Genomic DNA, 17127 nt, shown 5'->3' with positions numbered 1-17127 from the left:
CACCCATAATGCCCGCCTCTGCACGTGCCAGAACAAGGAACGACCGTGAGCCAACAATTGATCCAAGCCCTTCAGGACCCGAGCCTCTACCCCCATCCGGTGGAAGCCTTCAGCGTCATCGAAACCCATATCTCCTGGGTGCTGCTCACCGGTCCCTACGTCTACAAGATCAAGAAGCCAGTGAATTTCGGCTTCCTCGACTTCACCCGCCTGGAAGACCGCCAGCACTTCTGCACCGAGGAAGTCCGCCTCAACCAGCGCCTGACCCATGACCTTTACCTGGATGTAGTGGCCATCACCGGCAGCGAGTCCGCCCCCCGCCTGGGAGGCGAAGGTCCGGTGATCGAGTACGCCATCCGCATGGCGCAGTTCCCGCAAAGCAACCTGCTGAGCGAGATCCAGTCCCGCGGTGAACTGAGCCCGGCCCACGTCGACGCCCTGGCCGCGCAGATCGCCCGGTTCCACCTCGAAGCCCCGCGCGTGGACGAGAAGCACCCGCTGGGCACGCCCGAAGCCGTGATGCAGCCTGTGCAACAGAACTTCGACCAGATCCGCCCGATGCTCGAAGCCAAGGCCGACCTGCAGCAACTCGACGCCCTGGAAGCCTGGGCGCAGAGCAGCTTCGAGCGCCTCAAGCCGCTGCTGGCCGAGCGCAAGCGCGACGGTTTCATCCGTGAGTGCCACGGCGATATCCACCTGGGCAATGCCACCCTCATCAATGGCGAAGTGGTGCTGTTCGACTGCATCGAGTTCAACGAGCCCTTCCGCTTCACCGACGTCTACGCCGACATCGGCTTCCTGGCGATGGACCTCGAAGACCGTGGTCTCAAGTCGCTCTCCCGCCGCCTGGTCAGCCGCTACCTCGAGGAGACCGGCGACTACCGCGGCCTGGCCCTGCTCAACTTCTACAAGGCCTACCGCGCCCTGGTGCGTGCCAAGGTCGCCCTGTTCAGCCTCGCCCACCAGACCGATGCCGTGCAGCGCGCCGCCACCCTGCGCCAGTACCGCAACTACGCCAACCTGGCAGAAAGCTACAGCGCCATCCCGCTGCGCTTCCTCGCCATCACCCACGGCGTCTCTGCGGTCGGCAAGAGCCACGTCGCCCTGCGCCTGGTAGAAGCCCTGGGCGCCATCCGCCTGCGTTCGGACGTGGAGCGCAAGCGCCTGTTCGGCGAGCAGCCGGGGAAAGACGGCGAACTGAACAGCGGCATCTACAGCCCCGAATCCACAGAGGCCACCTACCAGCGCCTGCACGAGCTGGCCGAGCAGGTGCTGAGCGCCGGCTTCCCGGTGGTGCTCGACGCCGCCTACCTCAAGCGCGCCCAGCGCCAGGGCGCTCGCGCCGTGGCCGAGAAGGCCGGCACCGCGTTCCTGATCCTCGACTGCCAGGCCCCGGACGCGGTCATTGGCGGCTGGCTGGAGCAGCGTCGCCAGCAGGGCACCGACCCGTCCGACGCCACCCTGGAGGTGGTACAGGCACAGCACGCCAGCCGCGAGGCCCTCGACAGCGAAGAGCAAGCCCACAGCACCCGCGTCGACACCCACCAGGCCAAGAGCCTGGACACCCTCGTCGAGCGTATCCGCCAGTTCCTGCCGGGGCTCTGAGCCCCTTCCAAGGTGCGGCAGGGAATTCCTGCCGCACCTTCTATACTCCCGGGGAACCCTCAACGGACGAGCCCCGCCATGACACTTCCCCATCAGCTCGACTCGCCTCTCTACCTCCTCCTCCGCAACGACGACATCGCAGGCTTCAACGCCCAGAAACCAGCCGACGGCACCGTCGACCTGCGCGGCGGTGACTTCCGCGGCGTCGACCTGCGCGGCCTGGATGCCCGTGGTGTCGACTTCACCGACGCCTACTTCCGGGGTGCCGACCTGCGCGGCATCGACTTCCGCGAATCCCAGCTGCAGGGCGCCAGCATCGCCCACGCTCAGATCTCGGGCGCCTACTTCCCCACCGAACTGGCGGCGGACGAGCTGCTCATGTCGGTGAATTTCGGCACCCGCCTGCGCTACAACACCCACCGCTGACCAACCGTCGAGCGGGTGATGTCATGCGGCCACGTACGCCTGACCGCCCGCTACACTCTTGGGCGCGACACCGGGAAACCTGTCCTCTCGCGCACCCATTGCAAGGAGGCTCGATGAACGATGAATTGCAGAACCTGAAGAACCTGGGCAAGACCTCGGCGCAGTGGCTGCACGCGGTAGGCATCCACAACGCGTCCGACCTTCGCCGCCTGGGTGCCGTGGGCGCCTATCGGGCGGTAAAGGCCCGTGGCTTCCGCGCCTCCAAAGTGCTCCTCTACGCCATCGAAGGAGCCCTGCTGGACGTGCACTGGAACGAGCTGCCCCCGGGCCACAAGGCCCAGCTCAACGGAGAGCTCGAGTCTTTCCCGCAAAACAACAGGAGCTAGCTCACAACACCGGCGTTCGGTGATTTACGTTCGTACCGATGCGCCCTATTGTTTCAGGGACGTTCGTGCGTCCAAGCCCAGTCAGTCCAAGGAAATTACCGACATGTACCTACTCGGGGAGCAACCTGCTTACGCCGACCAGCTGATCAACCGACTGCAAAGCATTCCCAGCCAGCTGCTCGACGGGCTTGAACCTTCCGGCCCCCCGCTCTCCTTCGAGTCGGTCGAGGACCTGAACCGGGAGCTGCCCGGCAATCAGCTGTTCATCATCGAGAATGGCCTGCTGCACGCCCTGGTCGACGAACGTCCGCTGTTCTACCTCCAGGAGGGCGATCTGGTGGGTCTGCGCCAGGGCATCGAACTGCCCAGCTGCCGCTACCGCAGCGACGAGCCCGTCAGTCTCATCCCCTATTCCCGCAGCGCCGTGTTCAAGCACATCTATGCCGATGAGCAGCGCCAGGAACAGTTCATCCAGTACCTGATCGGTCACACCGCCCTGCTTTCGGATGCACTGGCCCGACTGAAGCAGCCGGAAATCCGCCCCTCCACTGGTTTCCAGCACTTCGCCGCCGGCGAGGAGCTGATCCACCAGGGCGATGAAGCCGACCACGTCTTCATCATCATCGAAGGCCATGCCGAAGCCTTCGTCGACGGCCAGAAGGTCGGCGACGTGCAGAAGGACGAAATCTTCGGCGCCATGGCAGTGTTCACCCGCGAGAAGCGCAGCGCCACCGTCATCGCCAGCGAGCCCTGCACCGTGATGGTGATCCCCAAGGACCAGTTCCTCAGCCTGATGCAGAGCAACCCGCGCATCGCCCACAGCCTCATCGAGAGCATGGCCCGGCGCATTGACCTGCTGAACAAGGAAATCACCCAGCAGCGCCAGGCGAACCCGGAAGGCTGATCCACAGAGCCCTACAAAAAGCCCGGCACATGCCGGGCTTTTTCATGGCTGATGACCGTTCATCCTGTTCTGACGAATTTTTTACATCCTGCGCTTGACCACGAAATGAGAATTGTTATTATTACCACAACTGGTCGCGAGATCAGCCGGTAAGCTGAGAGACCAAGCAGTCGGACTCTTCAGATTATCTCCTCATCAGGCTAATCACGGTTATTGACCCGGCAGTTTGCCGGGTCTTTTTTTGCCTGCAGAAAACCGCTGGAAGCCTCGCCCCACCTGGGTTTACCACCCTCAGACGATCACGCTTTCAAGCACCAGCCGGGTCATGTCGTGGAGCCCTTCCTGGCGCGCCTGCGCCCCGAGGCGCTCTCCCGTCAGCAGCTGGTCGCTCACTGTCAGCACGGTCAAGGCCTCACGCCCCAGTTCCGCGGCCACGCCATACAACCCCGCCGCCTCCATCTCCACGGCGAGGATGCCCATCCGGCTCATGGACACCATCCAGTCGGCCGTCGGCTCGTAGAACAGGTCGGCGGAAAACACATTGCCCACGTGCACCGTCGCCCCCATTTCATCGGCTCGATTCACGGCACGCGCCAGCAAGCGGTAATCCGCCAGCGCGGCGAAGTCGAAGCCGCCGAAGCGCTTGCGGTTGACGCCGGAATCGGTGGACGCGCCCTGAGCAATCACCAGGTCGTGCAGGTGGACGTCCGGCTGCAAGGCACCGCAACTGCCCACGCGGATGATGCGCTGCACGCCGAACTGGCTGAACAGCTCATGAGCGTAGAGCGAGATGGAGGGGATGCCCATGCCCGACCCCATCACCGAAACGCGCTGCCCTCGGTAGCGGCCGGTATAGCCGAGCATGTTGCGCACCGCGTTCACCTCTCGCACGTCCTCCAGAAAGGTTTCGGCGATGGCCCGGGCCCGCAGCGGGTCACCGGGCATGAGCACGGTCTCGGCAAAGTCACCCGGTCGGGCGTTGATGTGGGGTGTGGTCATGACAGCCTCGCTCGGGAACGTTGGGAAGGTGGGGATGAATCAGTAGCCAGCGCCTGTTCCGGCTTCGCCCGCCTCACCCAGGCTCTTCAGCAACTCGGCCAGCAGGCCCGAGGCACCGAGCCGCAAATGCCCGGGCGTTACCCACTGCGCGCCGAGCGTCGCCCGTGCCAGCTCGATGTAGCAGCGCGCATCCGCCAGGGTCCGCAAGCCGCCGGCCGCCTTGAAGCCCACCATACCGCCGTGCTCGGCAATGACCTCGAGCATCAGCGATGCCGCTTCCGGCGTAGCGTTGACCGGCACCTTGCCGGTGCTGGTCTTGATGAACTGGGCACCCGCCGTGATCGCATCACGGCTGGCCTGGCGGATCAGCTCCGGCTGCGCCAGCGCCCCGGTCTCGAGAATCACCTTGAGCAACGCCCGATCCCCGCAGGCCTCCCGACACGCCGCCACCAGATCGCGCCCCGGCTGGGCATCGCCCGCCAGCAATGCGGCATAGGGATAGACCAGGTCCACCTCGTCCGCCCCATCGGCCACGGCCGCCCGGGTTTCCTCCAGGGCTCGCCGTACATCGACGCCACCCTGGGGAAAGTTGGCCACGGTGGCCACGCGCACGGCTTCGGCACCCAGCGCATCAAGGCGCCGCCGGGCGAAGCCGATGAAGCGCGGGTAGATGCAGACGGCAGCCACCGCCCCAACGGGCGTCAGCGCACGGGCGCAAAGAGCCGCGATGGTCGCCTCGTCATCCGTGTCGTTGAGGGAGGTCAGGTCGAGCAGGCGGACCGCCAGGGTGGCCAGCTCAGGGTCGTTCAGTTCAGCCATACGGGCTCCGGGGATCGCCAACAGGGTGGATTCAAGGGCGCGTGTGCATCTGCTTGCGCATCTCGGCACAGTGGTCCACCGGGGTGACGGCAGCGGTGTACCAGACGAAATCCGCCTCGGCGGCATCAACGGCCTTGCCGGCCTCGGCGAGGATCACCACCCGCGCCTGGTCAGGCTCCAGCCCGATGTCCGCCAGGTGCAGCGGCGCCCCCAGATCGCGCCGGGCATGGTAGCTGCCGGCCACCAGCAGCGCCGGCGCCGGGGCGGCCAGCAGGCGCTCAGCCATGCGCCGGTCCCGCTGCTGCTGCACCGCCACCATGGGCGGGAACTGGCTCTCCGGCAGCAACCCGCAATGGGACTGGCGCACCTGCTCCGTCAGCTTGGCCTGCACGGCCGGCGCCGTCGCAGCAGCGCCCTCGAGGCGCGGCGGCTGCCGGTAGATGGCGAGGATCTCATCACGGTCCAGATTGGCCGCCAGCAGTGGATAGGGCTGGGCCAACCCGTGGCGCACCAGCGGCCCGTAGAACGACCAGTCCCATCCGCCTTCCCAATCCAGGGCCTTGGGCAGGTCCGCCACCGACTGACCGCGAACGGCATCGACCCTGGCCTGCTGCGACGGCGTGAGCATCTCCATCAGCAGGCTGCCCTGGGACCGACGCTGCTCCAGCGCCTGCAGCAGCCACAGCTCCAGGGCATGGTGGTCCGGGTTGTCGTGCTGCTCACCCACCAGCACCCGGGGCACCGGCGCCAGCGCGTCCACCAGTTCGTCCGGGGAGAGGCGGCGCCCGTCACGCAGGTCGAGGATGACGCCCAGGTCCGGGTGCTGCCGCCCCTCCGGGCTCTGCCAGGCCGGCACGGGAGGGAGCGACTGGCAGGCCGCCAGCAGAAGAAAACCGCAGACCAGGATGAACCTCATGTCGACCTCGCAAGCATGCTCAGCGCGCGACGATCAGGGGATGCCCGCGCTCCGGGTGACGCTGCACCAGCACCTCCAGCCCGAACACCGCCTCCAGCGTGTCGGCCCGAAGCACCTCCTCCGGGGTTCCCAGCGCCTGGGGACGCCCTTCGGCCAGCAGCAACAGGCGATCACAGTAGCGCGCCGCCAGGTTGAGGTCATGCAGGATCACCAGCACCGCCACGCCTTGCCGGGCGAATGCCCAGGCCGCCTGCAGGGTGGTGTGCTGGTGCAAGGGGTCGAGCGCCGACGTCGGCTCGTCCAGCAACAGCACCTGCCCCTCCCCACCCGGCCAGAGCTGCGCCAGCACCCGGGCCAGGTGCACACGCTGGCGCTCGCCACCGGACAGGGCCAGGTAGCTGCGCCCCGCCAGGTGAGCCGCATCCACCGCGTGCAGGGTCTCGCCGACGATTTCCGCATCCCGCGCGCTGCCGGTGGCATGAGGCAGGCGCCCCATGGCCACCACGTCCTCGACGGAGAAGGCAAAGCCCAGGCTGGAACTCTGGGGCAATACCGCCAGCTGACGAGCCCGCTCGGGGCCGCTCCAGCCCGCCAGCGGGCGGCCCGCCAGCAGCACCTGCCCGCTCGCCGGCGCCAGTTCGCCGCACAACGCGCCAAGCAGGGTGCTCTTGCCTGCCCCGTTGGGGCCGAGCACACCCAGCACCTCGCCCGGCCGAACGGCCAGCTCCACCCCCTCCAGCACCACCGTGTGGCCTCGCCGGATCGACAGCCCTTCGGCACGAAGCATCACGCGCGCCCTCGCAGCAGCAAATAAAGGAAGAACGGCGCCCCCACCAGGGCCGTGACGATGCCGATGGGCAGCTCCGCCGGCGACAGCACCAGTCGCGCGGCCAGGTCAGAGAACAGGATCAGGCTCGCCCCCGCCAGGGCAGAAGCCGGCAGCAGCACACGATGGTCCGGTCCGGCCAGCAGGCGCACCAGGTGCGGCACGACCAGCCCGATGAAGCCGATCAGCCCCGAGGCGGCCACAGCCGCACCGACGCCCAGCGCGGTGCAGAACACCAGCTCGCCCTTGAGGCGCTCCACATCGAACCCCAGGTGCCGCGCCTCCGACTCGCCCAACAGCAACGCATTCAATGCGCTGGCCCGGCGCGGCAGCCAGGCGATCACCGCCAGCACCACCACCAGCAGCGGCCACAAACGTGCGTAGCTGGCGCCGTTCAGGCTGCCCAGATTCCAGAAGGTCAGCGTGCGCAGGGTGGCGTCGTCGGCCAGGTAGGTGAACAGGCCGATGGTGGCGAAAGCCAGGGCATTGAGGGCGATGCCGGCCAGCAGCATGGTCACCACGCTGGTCTGCCCGTCGCGCCGACCGAGCCGATAGACCAGGGCGGTGATGAGGAAACCGCCGGCGAACGCACTGATGGACAGCAGGTACGGCGCCAGAACCTCCGGCAGCCCGCCCAGCGCCGCGCCGCCGACAATGGCCACGGCCGCGCCCAGCCCCGCGCCACTGGAAACGCCCACCAGGCCCGGGTCGGCCAGGGGGTTGCGGAACAGCCCCTGCATCGCCACCCCGGACACCGCCAGGACGGCCCCCACCGCCAGCCCCAGCAAGGTCCGCGGCAGGCGGATCTGCGCCAGGATCAGTTCGGCCTGCTCCAGCCCGTCACCGTCCAGCGGCACGCCCACCAGGCGCAGCAGCGCCCGCAGGGTCGCATCCAGCGGCAGGCTCACCGGCCCCAGGGCGAGGGACAGCCACAGCGCCACCAGCAGCAGCAGGGACAGGCCGATGAACAGCAGGCGTGGCGACAACACGGGCTTCATGGGGTGGCTCGGTGCTCAGCATCCGGGGCGGGGGCCTGAGGATAAAAGCCGGCGGACAACGCCGCCAGCGCATCCGGCAGCCGGGGGCCCAGTCCGCCCACCAGCAAGGTCGGGTCCAGCACCAGGAAGCGGCCCGCGCGCCCGGCCCGGGTGAGCGCCAGGGTGGGGTTCTGGCGCAGCAGCGCCTCCCGCGCGGCTTCGCCCACCAGCGCCCGGTCGGCCACAACGACCACCTCCGGGTCGAGGGCCGCCAATGCCTCGTTGGACAGGGCCTTGTAGCCGGAATGATCGGCCACGTTGAAGCCACCGGCGCGTTCGATCATCCAGGCGCCCGAGGTGCCCTTGCCGGCCGCCAGCGGGTTGCTGCCGGCATGCCCCACCAGCAGCAGCACGCGTGGAGCAGTCTGTTTTCCCTGGGCCTCGCGGACATGGGCCGCCAGGCTGTCCAGCCGCGCCACATAGTCGATCCGGGCTTGCTCAGCCCGTGCAGGGTCACCGAGCAACGCGCCCAGGCGTTCGAGGGTGTGGGCCAGAGCCGCCAGGTCCGGCTGCGAGGACAGCTGCTCTACCTGCACCCCGGCCGCCTTCACCTGCGCCAGCACCGGCGGCGGCCCCATTTCTTCGGTGCCCACCAGCAGCTCGGGGCGCAGGGACAGCAGCCCTTCCGCCGCCAGCTGCCGCTGGTAGCCGACGCTGGGCAGGCGCTTGAGGCTCTCCGGGTGCTGGCTGGTGGTGTCGACGCCGACCAGCTGCGGTTCCCCCCCCAGCGCCACCACCCATTCGCTGACCGCCCCTCCCGCGCTCACCCAGCGCTGGGGCAGGGCATCGGCCGACGCCAGGGAACAGAAAAGCAGGCCGGCACAAAGGCCGGCGAGGTGTCTCGGGGCGGGCATATCGACTCCTTGTATAGCAGTGCAGGCCCCGGACCCGGGGCGTCATGAAAGAGGGCCGGGTCAGCGCGCCGGCACCGACTCGGCGAGGGCGCGCCAGTCCGGGCGCTCGGGCTGGCCCGGCTTGCGGGCGCCGAACAGTTGCAGCACCAGCTCGCCCTCGGCGTCGAAGGCCTCCCAACTGGTGATCACACCGTCGCTGCTGGGCTTGCGCACCCGCCACAGCTCGGTGACACCGGTGGTTTGCAGGTGCAGGTTGAAATCCGCGTCGAGGACGTTGAACCAGCTGTCCATCCAGCGCAGGTTCTGCACAGGGCCGGTGTGGATCTGGATGCAGTGGCGGTTGCCGACGAACACCATCACCGGTACCGCCTGCTCGGCGACCCGCTCCAGCAGGCGCGGCAACTCGGCCGGGACCAGCGGCTCGGCCCATTCGGCGCCCGCCAGGCGCAGGGCCTGGGTGCGCGCGGCGCCGTGCTGCTTGAGCAGGGCGAAGAAGTGATGGGTGTCCTTCAGGTTGGCCCAACCCGCTCGCAGACTGGCGACGTCGATCGCCGCATCGGGCCGGGGCGGCTCGGCCTCCGGCAGCGGATGCAGGTCCAGCTCGGCGCACTGCGCCTCGGCACAGAAGCGCTCCACCAGCGGCGCCCAGGCAGAAACTTCGCTGCGCTCGGTCAGGAAGACCTTGTGCACCGCCATGCCCTGCCTGTCGAACACCTGCAGGCTGCGCTGGGTGCCGCGCGGAGTGTCCTCGGCGATGGCGAACACACTGGCCCAGCCCGCCAGGAACAGCCGCAGGTCGATATCGGGCGACACCACCAGCCCCATCTGGCCATTGCCGCTGATCGTCACCTCGCGGTACGGGCCATGGCGCTCGTGGACGCAGTGCTCATTGCGGGTCAGCGCCATCACCGGACCCAAGGCTTCCAGGGCCGGCAGCAGCACCGGCCAATCCGGGCGCAGACGCACCGCGTCGACACCCAGGCGCGCGGCGACCAGTTCGGCCTCGCTGACGCCCAGCTGGCGAGCGGCATCGCGGGCGCGCAGGTGGGGCTGCTCCCCGCGCAGCGCCTGCCAGGCCTGGTAGAGGGGAGAACGCGTGGGGGCAACGGACGGCATCATCGAAGGGCTCCTCTAATCACGGACCAACCGGGCGGCGAAGGATGGGCACTGCTCGCAAATTGATAATTATTTGCATTTGCAAGTCAAGGGACGTAAGGTGCGCCCCGACCGGACTTCGACGCCTTCTGCAGTGACATGACGAACGAGCAGGCTGCCGACGGTAAAGAATCCGTGTCCCTCTCCTTTCAAGCGCAAGGACGCGCTCCCCTCTTGGCGACTTCCGGCAGTGCGGGATAATGCCTCCCCGTGATGGAGGTGCCCTTGATGAAATGGCTGTGCGAACCCGGCGCCCTGGCGGAAGGCCAGAGCCGCGGGATGACGGTGGACGACAGGAAACTGCTGCTGGTCCGCCGGGACGGGCAGGTCTACGCCTATGAGAATCGCTGCCCGCATCGGGGCATCCCGCTGGAATGGCAGGCGGACCAGTTCCTCGATGCCAGCGGCAGCCTGATCCAGTGCGCCACCCACGGTGCGCTGTTCCTGATCGAGACCGGTGAATGCGTTACCGGCCCCTGCGTGGGCCAGGCGTTGCGCGCCCTGCCCTGCCGGGAGGACGGACAGGGCATCTGGCTGGAGGCTGCGCCTACAGCTGCAGGCTGAGGCGGCGGGTCAACACCATGCCTTCGGGGCTCAGCTCCGCGCCGTAGGCCAGCACCTCCACCCCGGCCTCGTGGGCATCGATCAGAGCCTGGGCGTAGTGCGGGTCGATCTCCCGTGCCGGCTGCACGGCGTCGATACCGGAGAGGTTCACGCAATACAGCTGCACGGCACGGGTCCCCTCCCGCGCCAGGTGCGCCAGCTCCCGCAGGTGCTTGGCGCCCCGGGTGGTGACTGCATCGGGGAAGGCCGCGACGGGCGTGCCCTCGAAGCCGAGGGTGACGCTCTTCACCTCGACGTAGAGCGCACCCGTGGGGTAGTCGAGACGGAAGTCGGCACGGCTGTTCTCCACGCCATAAGCGACTTCCCGCTTCAGCGCAGTGAACCCCGCCAGTTCGGGGATCCGCCCCGCCAGCAAGGCCTCCTCCACCAGCGGGTTGGCCCGCGCGGTGTTGATGCAGGCCAGGCGGCCCTGGGGCGTCTCCACCAGCTCCCAGGTACCGGGCAACTTGCGCCGGGGATCGTTGGAACGGCTGAACCACACCCGACAGCCTTCGCTCATGCAGTTGAGCATCGAACCGGTGTTCGGACAGTGGATCGTCAACTGCTCCCCCTGGGCGGTCTCGATGTCGGCCAGGAAGCGCTTGTAGCGCCGCAGCAGCCGGCCCTCTTCAAGCGGCGGATCGAACCTCACGCTCGCGCCGCCCAGCTCTGCAGGCCACGGGCGATGCGCACGACCGCCTCTTCCAGGCGCGGCAGGCTCTGGGTGTAGGCGAAGCGCACGTGCTGGCCGGCCAGGTGCCGGCCGAAATCCAGGCCGGGGGTGAAGGCGACATGCTCGGTCTCGATGAAGTGCTGGCAGAACGCATAGGCGTCCTGGGTGAAGGCCGAAACGTCTGCATATAAATAGAAGGCACCTTCCGGCTCGACGGCGATCCCGAAGCCCAGCTCGCGCAGGGCGGGCAGCAGGTAGTCGCGGCGGCGGGCGAACTCGGCGCGACGCGCCTCCAGGATCGCCAGGGTGTCCTCGCGGAAGCAGGCCAGCGCGGCGTGCTGGGCCATCGAGGGCGCGCTGATGTAGAGGTTCTGCGCCAGCTTTTCCAGCTCGGACACCGCTTCCCGCGGGGCGACCAGCCAACCCAGGCGCCAACCGGTCATGCCGAAGTACTTGGAGAAGCTGTTGAGCACGAAGGCGTCGTCATCCACCTCCAGCACGCTGGCGGCGTCCACGCCATAGGTGAGGCCGTGGTAGATCTCGTCCACCACGAGGTGTCCGCCCAATCCCCGCAAGCTGTCGGACAGTGCCGCCAGCTCCTCCCGGTGCAGCAGGGTGCCGGTGGGGTTGGCCGGCGAGGCCACCAGGGCGCCGACGCTCTGGGCATCCCAGTGGCGCTCCACCAGGTGCGGGGTCAGTTGGTAACGGGTCTCGGGGCCCACCGGCACCAGCTGGGCCGCACCCTCCACCAGGCGCAGGAAGTGCCGGTTGCAGGGGTAGCCGGGGTCGGCCAGCAGCCAGTGCCGGCCCGGGTCGACCAGCAGGCTCGACGCCAGCAGCAGCGCGCCCGAGCCGCCGGGGGTGATGAGGATGCGCTCGGGGTCGATGTCCAGCCCGTAGCGCTGGCCGTAGAAGCCGGCGATGGCGCGGCGCAGCTCCGGCAGGCCACGGGCCGCGGTGTAGCGGGTATGCCCGGCGGCCAGCGCGGCCTGCCCGGCCTCGACGATGGGAGTGGCGGTGGTGAAGTCCGGCTCGCCGATCTCCAGGTGGATCACGTCGTGCCCTTCGGCCTGCAACTCGTTGGCGCGGGCCAGCAGCGCCATGACGTGGAAGGGTTCTATGGCACGGCTGCGTGCACTGTATGACTGGGCCATCGGCCTTCCCTCATCGACACAAAGCGCGGATTCTAACCAATGCTTCGGGACGCCCGCAGCAACCGCGATAACTGGGAGTGGCGTGGCCTGAATCGTTCTGGTAAGTTCGCCCGCTTGCAGCCGCAGGGCCGGCAGTGTCGGCGACGGACCAGCTTCCTGCGAAATGGATTAGAGAAAGTGAGAGGCGGCCATTCATGCCCACCAAAGCTAAGCAAACGAGCAGCCAACTGATCCGTGGTTTCGAGCCCTATCAGGAAACCAAGGGTGAGGAGTACATGAGCGACCGCATGCGCGCTCACTTCACCAACATCCTCAACAGGTGGAAGGTCGAGTTGATGGAAGAGGTCGACCGCACCGTCCACCACATGCAGGACGAAGCGGCCAACTTCCCCGATCCGGCCGACCGCGCCAGCCAGGAAGAAGAATTCAGCCTGGAACTGCGTGCCCGTGACCGCGAGCGCAAGCTGATCAAGAAGATCGACGAGACCCTCCAGCTGATCGAAGACAACGAGTACGGCTGGTGCGATTCCTGCGGCGTCGAGATCGGCATCCGCCGCCTCGAAGCGCGCCCCACCGCCACCCTCTGCATCGATTGCAAGACCCTGGCGGAAATCAAGGAAAAGCAACTCGGTTCCTGATCCCAGAACGGGGCGCTACGGCGCCCCGTTTCGTTTCAACAGGCTCACGCCCGCATGCCTCCGTCTTCCTACGTCGGCCGCTTCGCTCCAACCCCCAGCGGCTACCTGCACTTCGGCTCCCTGGTTGCCGCCCTCGCCTCCTACCTCGATGCCCGCGCTGTCGGCGGTCGCTGGCTGCTGCGCATGGAAGACCTGGACCCGCCCCGCGAGATGCCGGGTGCCCAGGCGGCAATTCTCTCCACACTGGAGGCCTACGGTTTCGAATGGGACGGTGAGCTGGTGCGCCAGAGCGACCGCCACGACGCCTACGCCCAGGTGATCGACCGGCTCTTCGCCCAGGGGCTGGCCTACGCCTGCACCTGCTCGCGCAAGCAGCTCGAAGGCCATCACGGCATCTACCCCGGCTTCTGCCGCAACGCCTGCCACGCCCAGGTCGATGCGGCCATCCGCCTGCGCGTGCCGGAGCTGGTCTACCGCTTCACCGACCGGGTTCAGGGCCTGTACCAGCAGCACCTGGGCCGCGAGGTGGGGGACTTCGTCATCCGCCGTCGCGATGGGCTCTATGCCTACCAGTTGGCCGTGGTGCTGGACGATGCCTGGCAAGGCATCACCGACGTGGTGCGCGGCGCCGACCTGCTGGACTCAACGCCACGCCAGCTGTACCTGCAGGAGCTGCTGGGCCTGTCGCAGCCACGCTACCTGCACGTGCCGCTGATCATCCAGCCGGACGGCCACAAGCTCGGCAAGTCCTACCGCTCGCCGCCCCTGCCGGCCGACCGTGCCGCGCCACTGCTGGCCCGCGCCCTGCGCGCCCTCGGCCAGCAGCCACCGGAAGACCTCGCCGGCGGCACGCCCCGCGAAGCCCTGGACTGGGGCATCGCCCACTGGGACGCCACGCGCATCCCCCGCACCCGCACCCTGGCCGAAGCCCAGCTGCGCTGAGCGCACTCGCACCGACACGGGGCATTCGCTACCATCGCCGCACCCTCGATGTGAGATGCGGCATGTATATCTACCGACTGGTACTGCTCCTGGTGGTGGGGATCTACCTGTTTTCCCCGGCCATCATGGACTGGTGGATCGACCCCAACGGGGCCTGGTATCGCCCCTACCTGCTCTGGCTGATCCTGATCGTGGTGACCTTCATCCTGCAGAGTCAACGCGATGCTGACGAGCTTTAGCCTGAGCCAGCTGATCCTCATCAGCGCGGCCTACCTCTTTGCCCTGTTCGGAGTCGCCTGGTTGAGCGATCGCGGTTTCGTTCCGCGTCGCATCGTCCGCCACCCGCTCACCTACACCCTGTCCCTCGGCGTGTACGCCAGTGCCTGGGCCTTCTACGGCACGGTGGGGCTGGCCTACCAGTACGGCTACGGCTTCCTGGCCAGCTACCTGGGCATCTCCGGGGCCTTCCTGCTGGCGCCGGTGCTGCTCTACCCGATCCTGCGGATCACCCGCACCTACCAGCTCTCGTCCCTGGCCGACCTGTTCGCCTTCCGCTTCCGCAGCACCTGGGCCGGGGCACTGACCACCCTGTTCATGTTGATCGGCGTACTGCCCCTGCTGGCCCTGCAGATCCAGGCGGTGGCCGACTCCATCGGCATCCTCACCCGCGAGCCGGTGCACGACAGGGTCGCCCTGGGCTTCTGCGCACTGATCACGCTGTTCACCATCCTCTTCGGCGCGCGCCACATCGCCACGCGGGAGAAGCACGAGGGGCTGGTGTTCGCCATCGCCTTCGAGTCGCTGGTGAAGCTGACCGCCCTCGGCGGCATCGGCCTCTATGCGCTCTACGGCGTGTTCGGCGGCCCTCACGAACTGGAGCTGTGGCTGTTGCAGAACCAGGCGGCGCTCTCGACGCTGCACACACCGCTGCAGGAAGGCCCGTGGCGCACGCTGCTGCTGGTGTTCTTCGCCTCGGCCATCGTCATGCCGCACATGTACCACATGACCTTCACGGAGAATCTCAACCCCCGCGCCATGGTCAGCGCCAGCTGGGGGCTGCCACTGTTCCTGCTGCTGATGAGCCTGGCGGTGCCGTTGATCCTCTGGGCCGGCCTCAAGCTCGGCGCCACCACCAACCCGGAATACTTCACCCTGGGCCTGGGCATTGCAGTGAACAGCGATGCCCTCGCCTTGCTGGCCTACATCGGCGGGCTCTCTGCCGCCAGCGGCCTGATCATCGTGCTGACCCTGGCGCTCTCCGGCATGGCACTGAACCACCTGGTGCTGCCGCTCTACCAACCACCGTCGGAAGGCAACATCTACCGCTGGCTGAAGTGGACCCGCAGGGCGCTGATCGTCGCCATCATCATGGCCGGCTACGGCTTCTATCTATTGCTCGGCGCCGAGCAGGACCTGTCGAACCTGGGCATCGTCGCCTTCGTCGCCACCCTGCAGTTCCTGCCCGGTGCGCTCTCGGTGCTGTACTGGCCGACCGCCAACCGCCGAGGCTTCATCGCCGGCTTGATGGCCGGCATCGGCGTGTGGATGTTCTCCATGCTGCTGCCCCTGCTGGGCAACCTGCAGGGCATCTACGTGCCGCTGTTCAACGCCATCTACGTGCTCGATGACACCAGCTGGCACATCGCGGCCATCGCCTCGCTGGCGGCCAACGTGCTGGTGTTCACCCTGGTCTCGCTGTTCACCGAGGCCAGCCCCGAGGAACGTGGGGCCGCCGAGGCCTGCGCCGTGGACAACGTGCGCCGGCCGCAACGCCGCGAACTGGTGGCAGCCTCGCCTCAGGAATTCTCCGAGCAACTGGCCAAGCCGCTGGGTGCGAAGACCGCACAGAAGGAGGTGGAGCAGGCCCTGCGCGACCTCCACCTGCCGTTCGACGAACGCCGCCCCTACGCCCTGCGCCGCCTGCGCGACCGCATCGAAGCCAACCTCTCCGGGCTGATGGGGCCGAGCGTGGCACAGGACATCGTGGAGACCTTCCTGCCGTACAAATCCGGCAGCGAGGGCTACGTCACCGAGGACATCCACTTCATCGAGAGCCGCCTGGAGGACTATCACTCCCGGCTCACCGGCCTGGCCGCCGAGCTCGACGCCTTGCGCCGCTACCACCGCCGCACGCTGCAGGAGCTGCCGATGGGGGTGTGTTCGCTGGCCAAGGACCAGGAGATCCTCATGTGGAACCGCGCCATGGAGGAACTGACCGAGATTCCCGCCCAGCGCGTGGTCGGCTCGCGGCTCTCCGCCATCAGCGATCCCTGGCGGGGCCTGCTGGAAAGCTTCATCAGCCAGCCCGACGAGCACCTGCACAAGCAGCGCCTGCCGCTGGAAGGCCAGGTGCGTTCGCTGAACCTGCACAAGGCCGCCATCGACGAGCCACTGGCCCCCGGTAACAGTGGTCTGGTGGTGCTGGTGGAAGACGTGACCGACACGCTGCTGCTGGAAGACAAGCTGGTGCACTCCGAGCGGCTGGCGTCCATCGGCCGCCTGGCTGCCGGGGTCGCCCACGAGATCGGCAACCCCATCACCGGCATTGCGTGCCTGGCGCAGAACCTGCGGGAAGAGCGCGAGGGCGACGCCGAGCTGACCGAGATCAGCGGGCAGATCCTCGAGCAGACCAAACGGGTGTCGCGCATCGTGCAATCGCTCATGAGCTTCGCCCACGCCGGCGCCCGCCAGCAGGCCACGGAACCGGTGTGCCTGGCGGACGTCGCCCAGGAAGCCATCGGCCTGCTGTCCCTGAACAGGCGCAGCGTCGATGTGCAGTTCTTCAACCTCTGCGACCCGCACCACATCGTCGAGGGTGACCCCCAGCGCCTGGCCCAGGTGCTGATCAACCTGCTGTCCAACGCCCGCGACGCCTCGCCCGAGGGCGGTGCGATCCGCGTGCGCAGCGCCATCTCCGACCATGCCGTGGAGCTGATCGTGGAGGACGAAGGCAGTGGGATTCCCAAGGCGATCATGGACCGGCTGTTCGAGCCCTTCTTCACCACCAAGGACCCCGGCAAGGGGACCGGGCTGGGGCTTGCGCTGGTCTATTCAATCGTGGAAGAGCATTATGGCCACATCACCATAGAAAGCCCGGCCGACCCCGAGCAGCAGCGCGGCACCCGTTTCAGGGTGACACTGCCACGCTTCGCCGAAGCGCCCAGCGCTGCCATCTGAGACTGTCGAGAGA

Annotated in this window: 18 protein-coding genes; 9 read left to right on the top strand and 9 right to left on the bottom strand. The window is 67.7% G+C overall.

The features are described 5' to 3' along the window. The first annotated feature begins 45 nt into the window (after positions 1–45). From FBY21_RS24420 to FBY21_RS24405, 4 genes are all read left to right on the top strand, one after another. Positions 46–1605 (top strand): AAA family ATPase, encoded by a 1560-nt coding sequence (locus FBY21_RS24420; RefSeq protein WP_142014364.1) that lies wholly within the window; start codon positions 46–48, stop codon positions 1603–1605. Between the two features lie 78 nt (positions 1606–1683). Beyond that, positions 1684–2031: a pentapeptide repeat-containing protein gene (locus tag FBY21_RS24415; RefSeq protein ID WP_142014361.1), complete on the top strand. Its 348-nt coding sequence runs from the start codon at positions 1684–1686 to the stop codon at positions 2029–2031. 113 nt (positions 2032–2144) lie between these two features. After that, positions 2145–2417: a TfoX/Sxy family protein gene (locus FBY21_RS24410; protein WP_044403307.1), complete on the top strand. Its 273-nt coding sequence runs from the start codon at positions 2145–2147 to the stop codon at positions 2415–2417. Positions 2418–2520: 103 nt separating this feature from the next. Next, positions 2521–3321: a Crp/Fnr family transcriptional regulator gene (locus FBY21_RS24405; RefSeq protein WP_074974054.1), complete on the top strand. Its 801-nt coding sequence runs from the start codon at positions 2521–2523 to the stop codon at positions 3319–3321. A 291-nt stretch (positions 3322–3612) separates the two neighbouring features. Here the strand turns inward: FBY21_RS24405 and deoD are convergent, their stop codons facing one another. From deoD to FBY21_RS24370, 7 genes are read right to left on the bottom strand one after another with little or no spacing between them, the layout of a single operon-like run. Further along, entirely contained in the window at positions 3613–4320 is a 708-nt protein-coding gene (gene deoD, locus FBY21_RS24400; RefSeq protein ID WP_142014356.1) for a purine-nucleoside phosphorylase, read from the bottom strand. Between the two features lie 39 nt (positions 4321–4359). Continuing rightward, entirely contained in the window at positions 4360–5139 is a 780-nt protein-coding gene (gene deoC, locus FBY21_RS24395) for a deoxyribose-phosphate aldolase (protein WP_142014353.1), read from the bottom strand. 31 nt (positions 5140–5170) lie between these two features. Further along, complete coding sequence (locus FBY21_RS24390; RefSeq protein WP_142014349.1) at positions 5171–6055, bottom strand: ChaN family lipoprotein; 885 nt, start codon at positions 6053–6055, stop codon at positions 5171–5173. 19 nt (positions 6056–6074) lie between these two features. Then, on the bottom strand, positions 6075–6842 hold the full coding sequence (locus tag FBY21_RS24385; RefSeq protein ID WP_142014346.1) for a heme ABC transporter ATP-binding protein: 768 nt from the start codon (positions 6840–6842) through the stop codon (positions 6075–6077). After that, on the bottom strand, positions 6842–7825 hold the full coding sequence (locus tag FBY21_RS24380) for a FecCD family ABC transporter permease (RefSeq protein ID WP_174244767.1): 984 nt from the start codon (positions 7823–7825) through the stop codon (positions 6842–6844). The genes FBY21_RS24385 and FBY21_RS24380 overlap by 1 nt, the downstream gene beginning before the upstream one ends. 50 nt (positions 7826–7875) lie before the next feature. Then, a complete protein-coding gene (locus FBY21_RS24375) occupies positions 7876–8772 on the bottom strand; it encodes a hemin ABC transporter substrate-binding protein (RefSeq protein WP_142014340.1) in 897 nt (298 codons plus the stop codon). A gap of 60 nt (positions 8773–8832) precedes the next feature. Then, positions 8833–9891, bottom strand: a complete 1059-nt coding sequence (locus FBY21_RS24370; RefSeq protein WP_409563806.1) for a hemin-degrading factor — start codon at positions 9889–9891, stop codon at positions 8833–8835. 264 nt (positions 9892–10155) lie between these two features. On the opposite strand from FBY21_RS24370, the gene FBY21_RS24365 reads away from it, so the two are divergent. After that, a complete protein-coding gene (locus FBY21_RS24365) occupies positions 10156–10491 on the top strand; it encodes a Rieske (2Fe-2S) protein (protein ID WP_142014337.1) in 336 nt (111 codons plus the stop codon). Here FBY21_RS24365 and sfsA read toward each other — a convergent pair. Further along, the gene (sfsA, locus tag FBY21_RS24360) at positions 10475–11182 is read right to left on the bottom strand and encodes a DNA/RNA nuclease SfsA (RefSeq protein WP_142014334.1); all 708 of its coding nucleotides are present in this window, start codon (positions 11180–11182) and stop codon (positions 10475–10477) included. The two genes, FBY21_RS24365 and sfsA, sit on opposite strands and share 17 nt — an antisense overlap. Further along, positions 11179–12357 (bottom strand): pyridoxal phosphate-dependent aminotransferase, encoded by a 1179-nt coding sequence (locus FBY21_RS24355; RefSeq protein WP_142014331.1) that lies wholly within the window; start codon positions 12355–12357, stop codon positions 11179–11181. Before FBY21_RS24355 ends, sfsA begins: the two co-directional genes overlap by 4 nt. Positions 12358–12551: 194 nt before the next feature. Between FBY21_RS24355 and dksA the strand changes: the two genes are divergently transcribed. From dksA to FBY21_RS24335, 4 genes are all read left to right on the top strand, one after another. After that, a complete protein-coding gene (dksA, locus tag FBY21_RS24350) occupies positions 12552–12995 on the top strand; it encodes an RNA polymerase-binding protein DksA (RefSeq protein ID WP_044403327.1) in 444 nt (147 codons plus the stop codon). A gap of 54 nt (positions 12996–13049) precedes the next feature. Continuing rightward, positions 13050–13937: a tRNA glutamyl-Q(34) synthetase GluQRS gene (gluQRS, locus tag FBY21_RS24345; protein ID WP_142014328.1), complete on the top strand. Its 888-nt coding sequence runs from the start codon at positions 13050–13052 to the stop codon at positions 13935–13937. Between the two features lie 62 nt (positions 13938–13999). After that, a complete protein-coding gene (locus FBY21_RS24340) occupies positions 14000–14176 on the top strand; it encodes a hypothetical protein (RefSeq protein ID WP_003095129.1) in 177 nt (58 codons plus the stop codon). Beyond that, a complete protein-coding gene (locus FBY21_RS24335; RefSeq protein WP_044403331.1) occupies positions 14160–17114 on the top strand; it encodes a sensor histidine kinase in 2955 nt (984 codons plus the stop codon). The genes FBY21_RS24340 and FBY21_RS24335 overlap by 17 nt, the downstream gene beginning before the upstream one ends. Positions 17115–17127: the final 13 nt, after the last annotated feature.

Origin of the sequence: Pseudomonas sp. SLBN-26, assembly GCF_006715895.1 — a bacterium.
GTDB lineage: Bacteria > Pseudomonadota > Gammaproteobacteria > Pseudomonadales > Pseudomonadaceae > Metapseudomonas > Metapseudomonas otitidis.
Note: the sequence above shows the minus strand (reverse complement) of the source record. Positions and strands in the feature narration are given on the sequence as shown.

What these genes read in the sequence shown, in the direction of transcription:
- FBY21_RS24370 (WP_409563806.1), bottom strand. Translation starts at nt 9,891, where the DNA reads ATGATGCCGTCCGTTGCCCCCACGCGTTCTCCCCTCTACCAGGCCTGG.
- deoC (WP_142014353.1), bottom strand. Translation starts at nt 5,139, where the DNA reads ATGGCTGAACTGAACGACCCTGAGCTGGCCACCCTGGCGGTCCGCCTG.
- FBY21_RS24375 (WP_142014340.1), bottom strand. Translation starts at nt 8,772, where the DNA reads ATGCCCGCCCCGAGACACCTCGCCGGCCTTTGTGCCGGCCTGCTTTTC.
- FBY21_RS24385 (WP_142014346.1), bottom strand. Translation starts at nt 6,842, where the DNA reads ATGCTTCGTGCCGAAGGGCTGTCGATCCGGCGAGGCCACACGGTGGTG.
- FBY21_RS24405 (WP_074974054.1), top strand. Translation starts at nt 2,521, where the DNA reads ATGTACCTACTCGGGGAGCAACCTGCTTACGCCGACCAGCTGATCAAC.
- FBY21_RS24355 (WP_142014331.1), bottom strand. Translation starts at nt 12,357, where the DNA reads ATGGCCCAGTCATACAGTGCACGCAGCCGTGCCATAGAACCCTTCCAC.
- FBY21_RS24365 (WP_142014337.1), top strand. Translation starts at nt 10,156, where the DNA reads ATGAAATGGCTGTGCGAACCCGGCGCCCTGGCGGAAGGCCAGAGCCGC.
- FBY21_RS24415 (WP_142014361.1), top strand. Translation starts at nt 1,684, where the DNA reads ATGACACTTCCCCATCAGCTCGACTCGCCTCTCTACCTCCTCCTCCGC.
- FBY21_RS24410 (WP_044403307.1), top strand. Translation starts at nt 2,145, where the DNA reads ATGAACGATGAATTGCAGAACCTGAAGAACCTGGGCAAGACCTCGGCG.
- FBY21_RS24340 (WP_003095129.1), top strand. Translation starts at nt 14,000, where the DNA reads ATGTATATCTACCGACTGGTACTGCTCCTGGTGGTGGGGATCTACCTG.
- deoD (WP_142014356.1), bottom strand. Translation starts at nt 4,320, where the DNA reads ATGACCACACCCCACATCAACGCCCGACCGGGTGACTTTGCCGAGACC.
- gluQRS (WP_142014328.1), top strand. Translation starts at nt 13,050, where the DNA reads ATGCCTCCGTCTTCCTACGTCGGCCGCTTCGCTCCAACCCCCAGCGGC.
- FBY21_RS24335 (WP_044403331.1), top strand. Translation starts at nt 14,160, where the DNA reads ATGCTGACGAGCTTTAGCCTGAGCCAGCTGATCCTCATCAGCGCGGCC.
- dksA (WP_044403327.1), top strand. Translation starts at nt 12,552, where the DNA reads ATGCCCACCAAAGCTAAGCAAACGAGCAGCCAACTGATCCGTGGTTTC.
- FBY21_RS24390 (WP_142014349.1), bottom strand. Translation starts at nt 6,055, where the DNA reads ATGAGGTTCATCCTGGTCTGCGGTTTTCTTCTGCTGGCGGCCTGCCAG.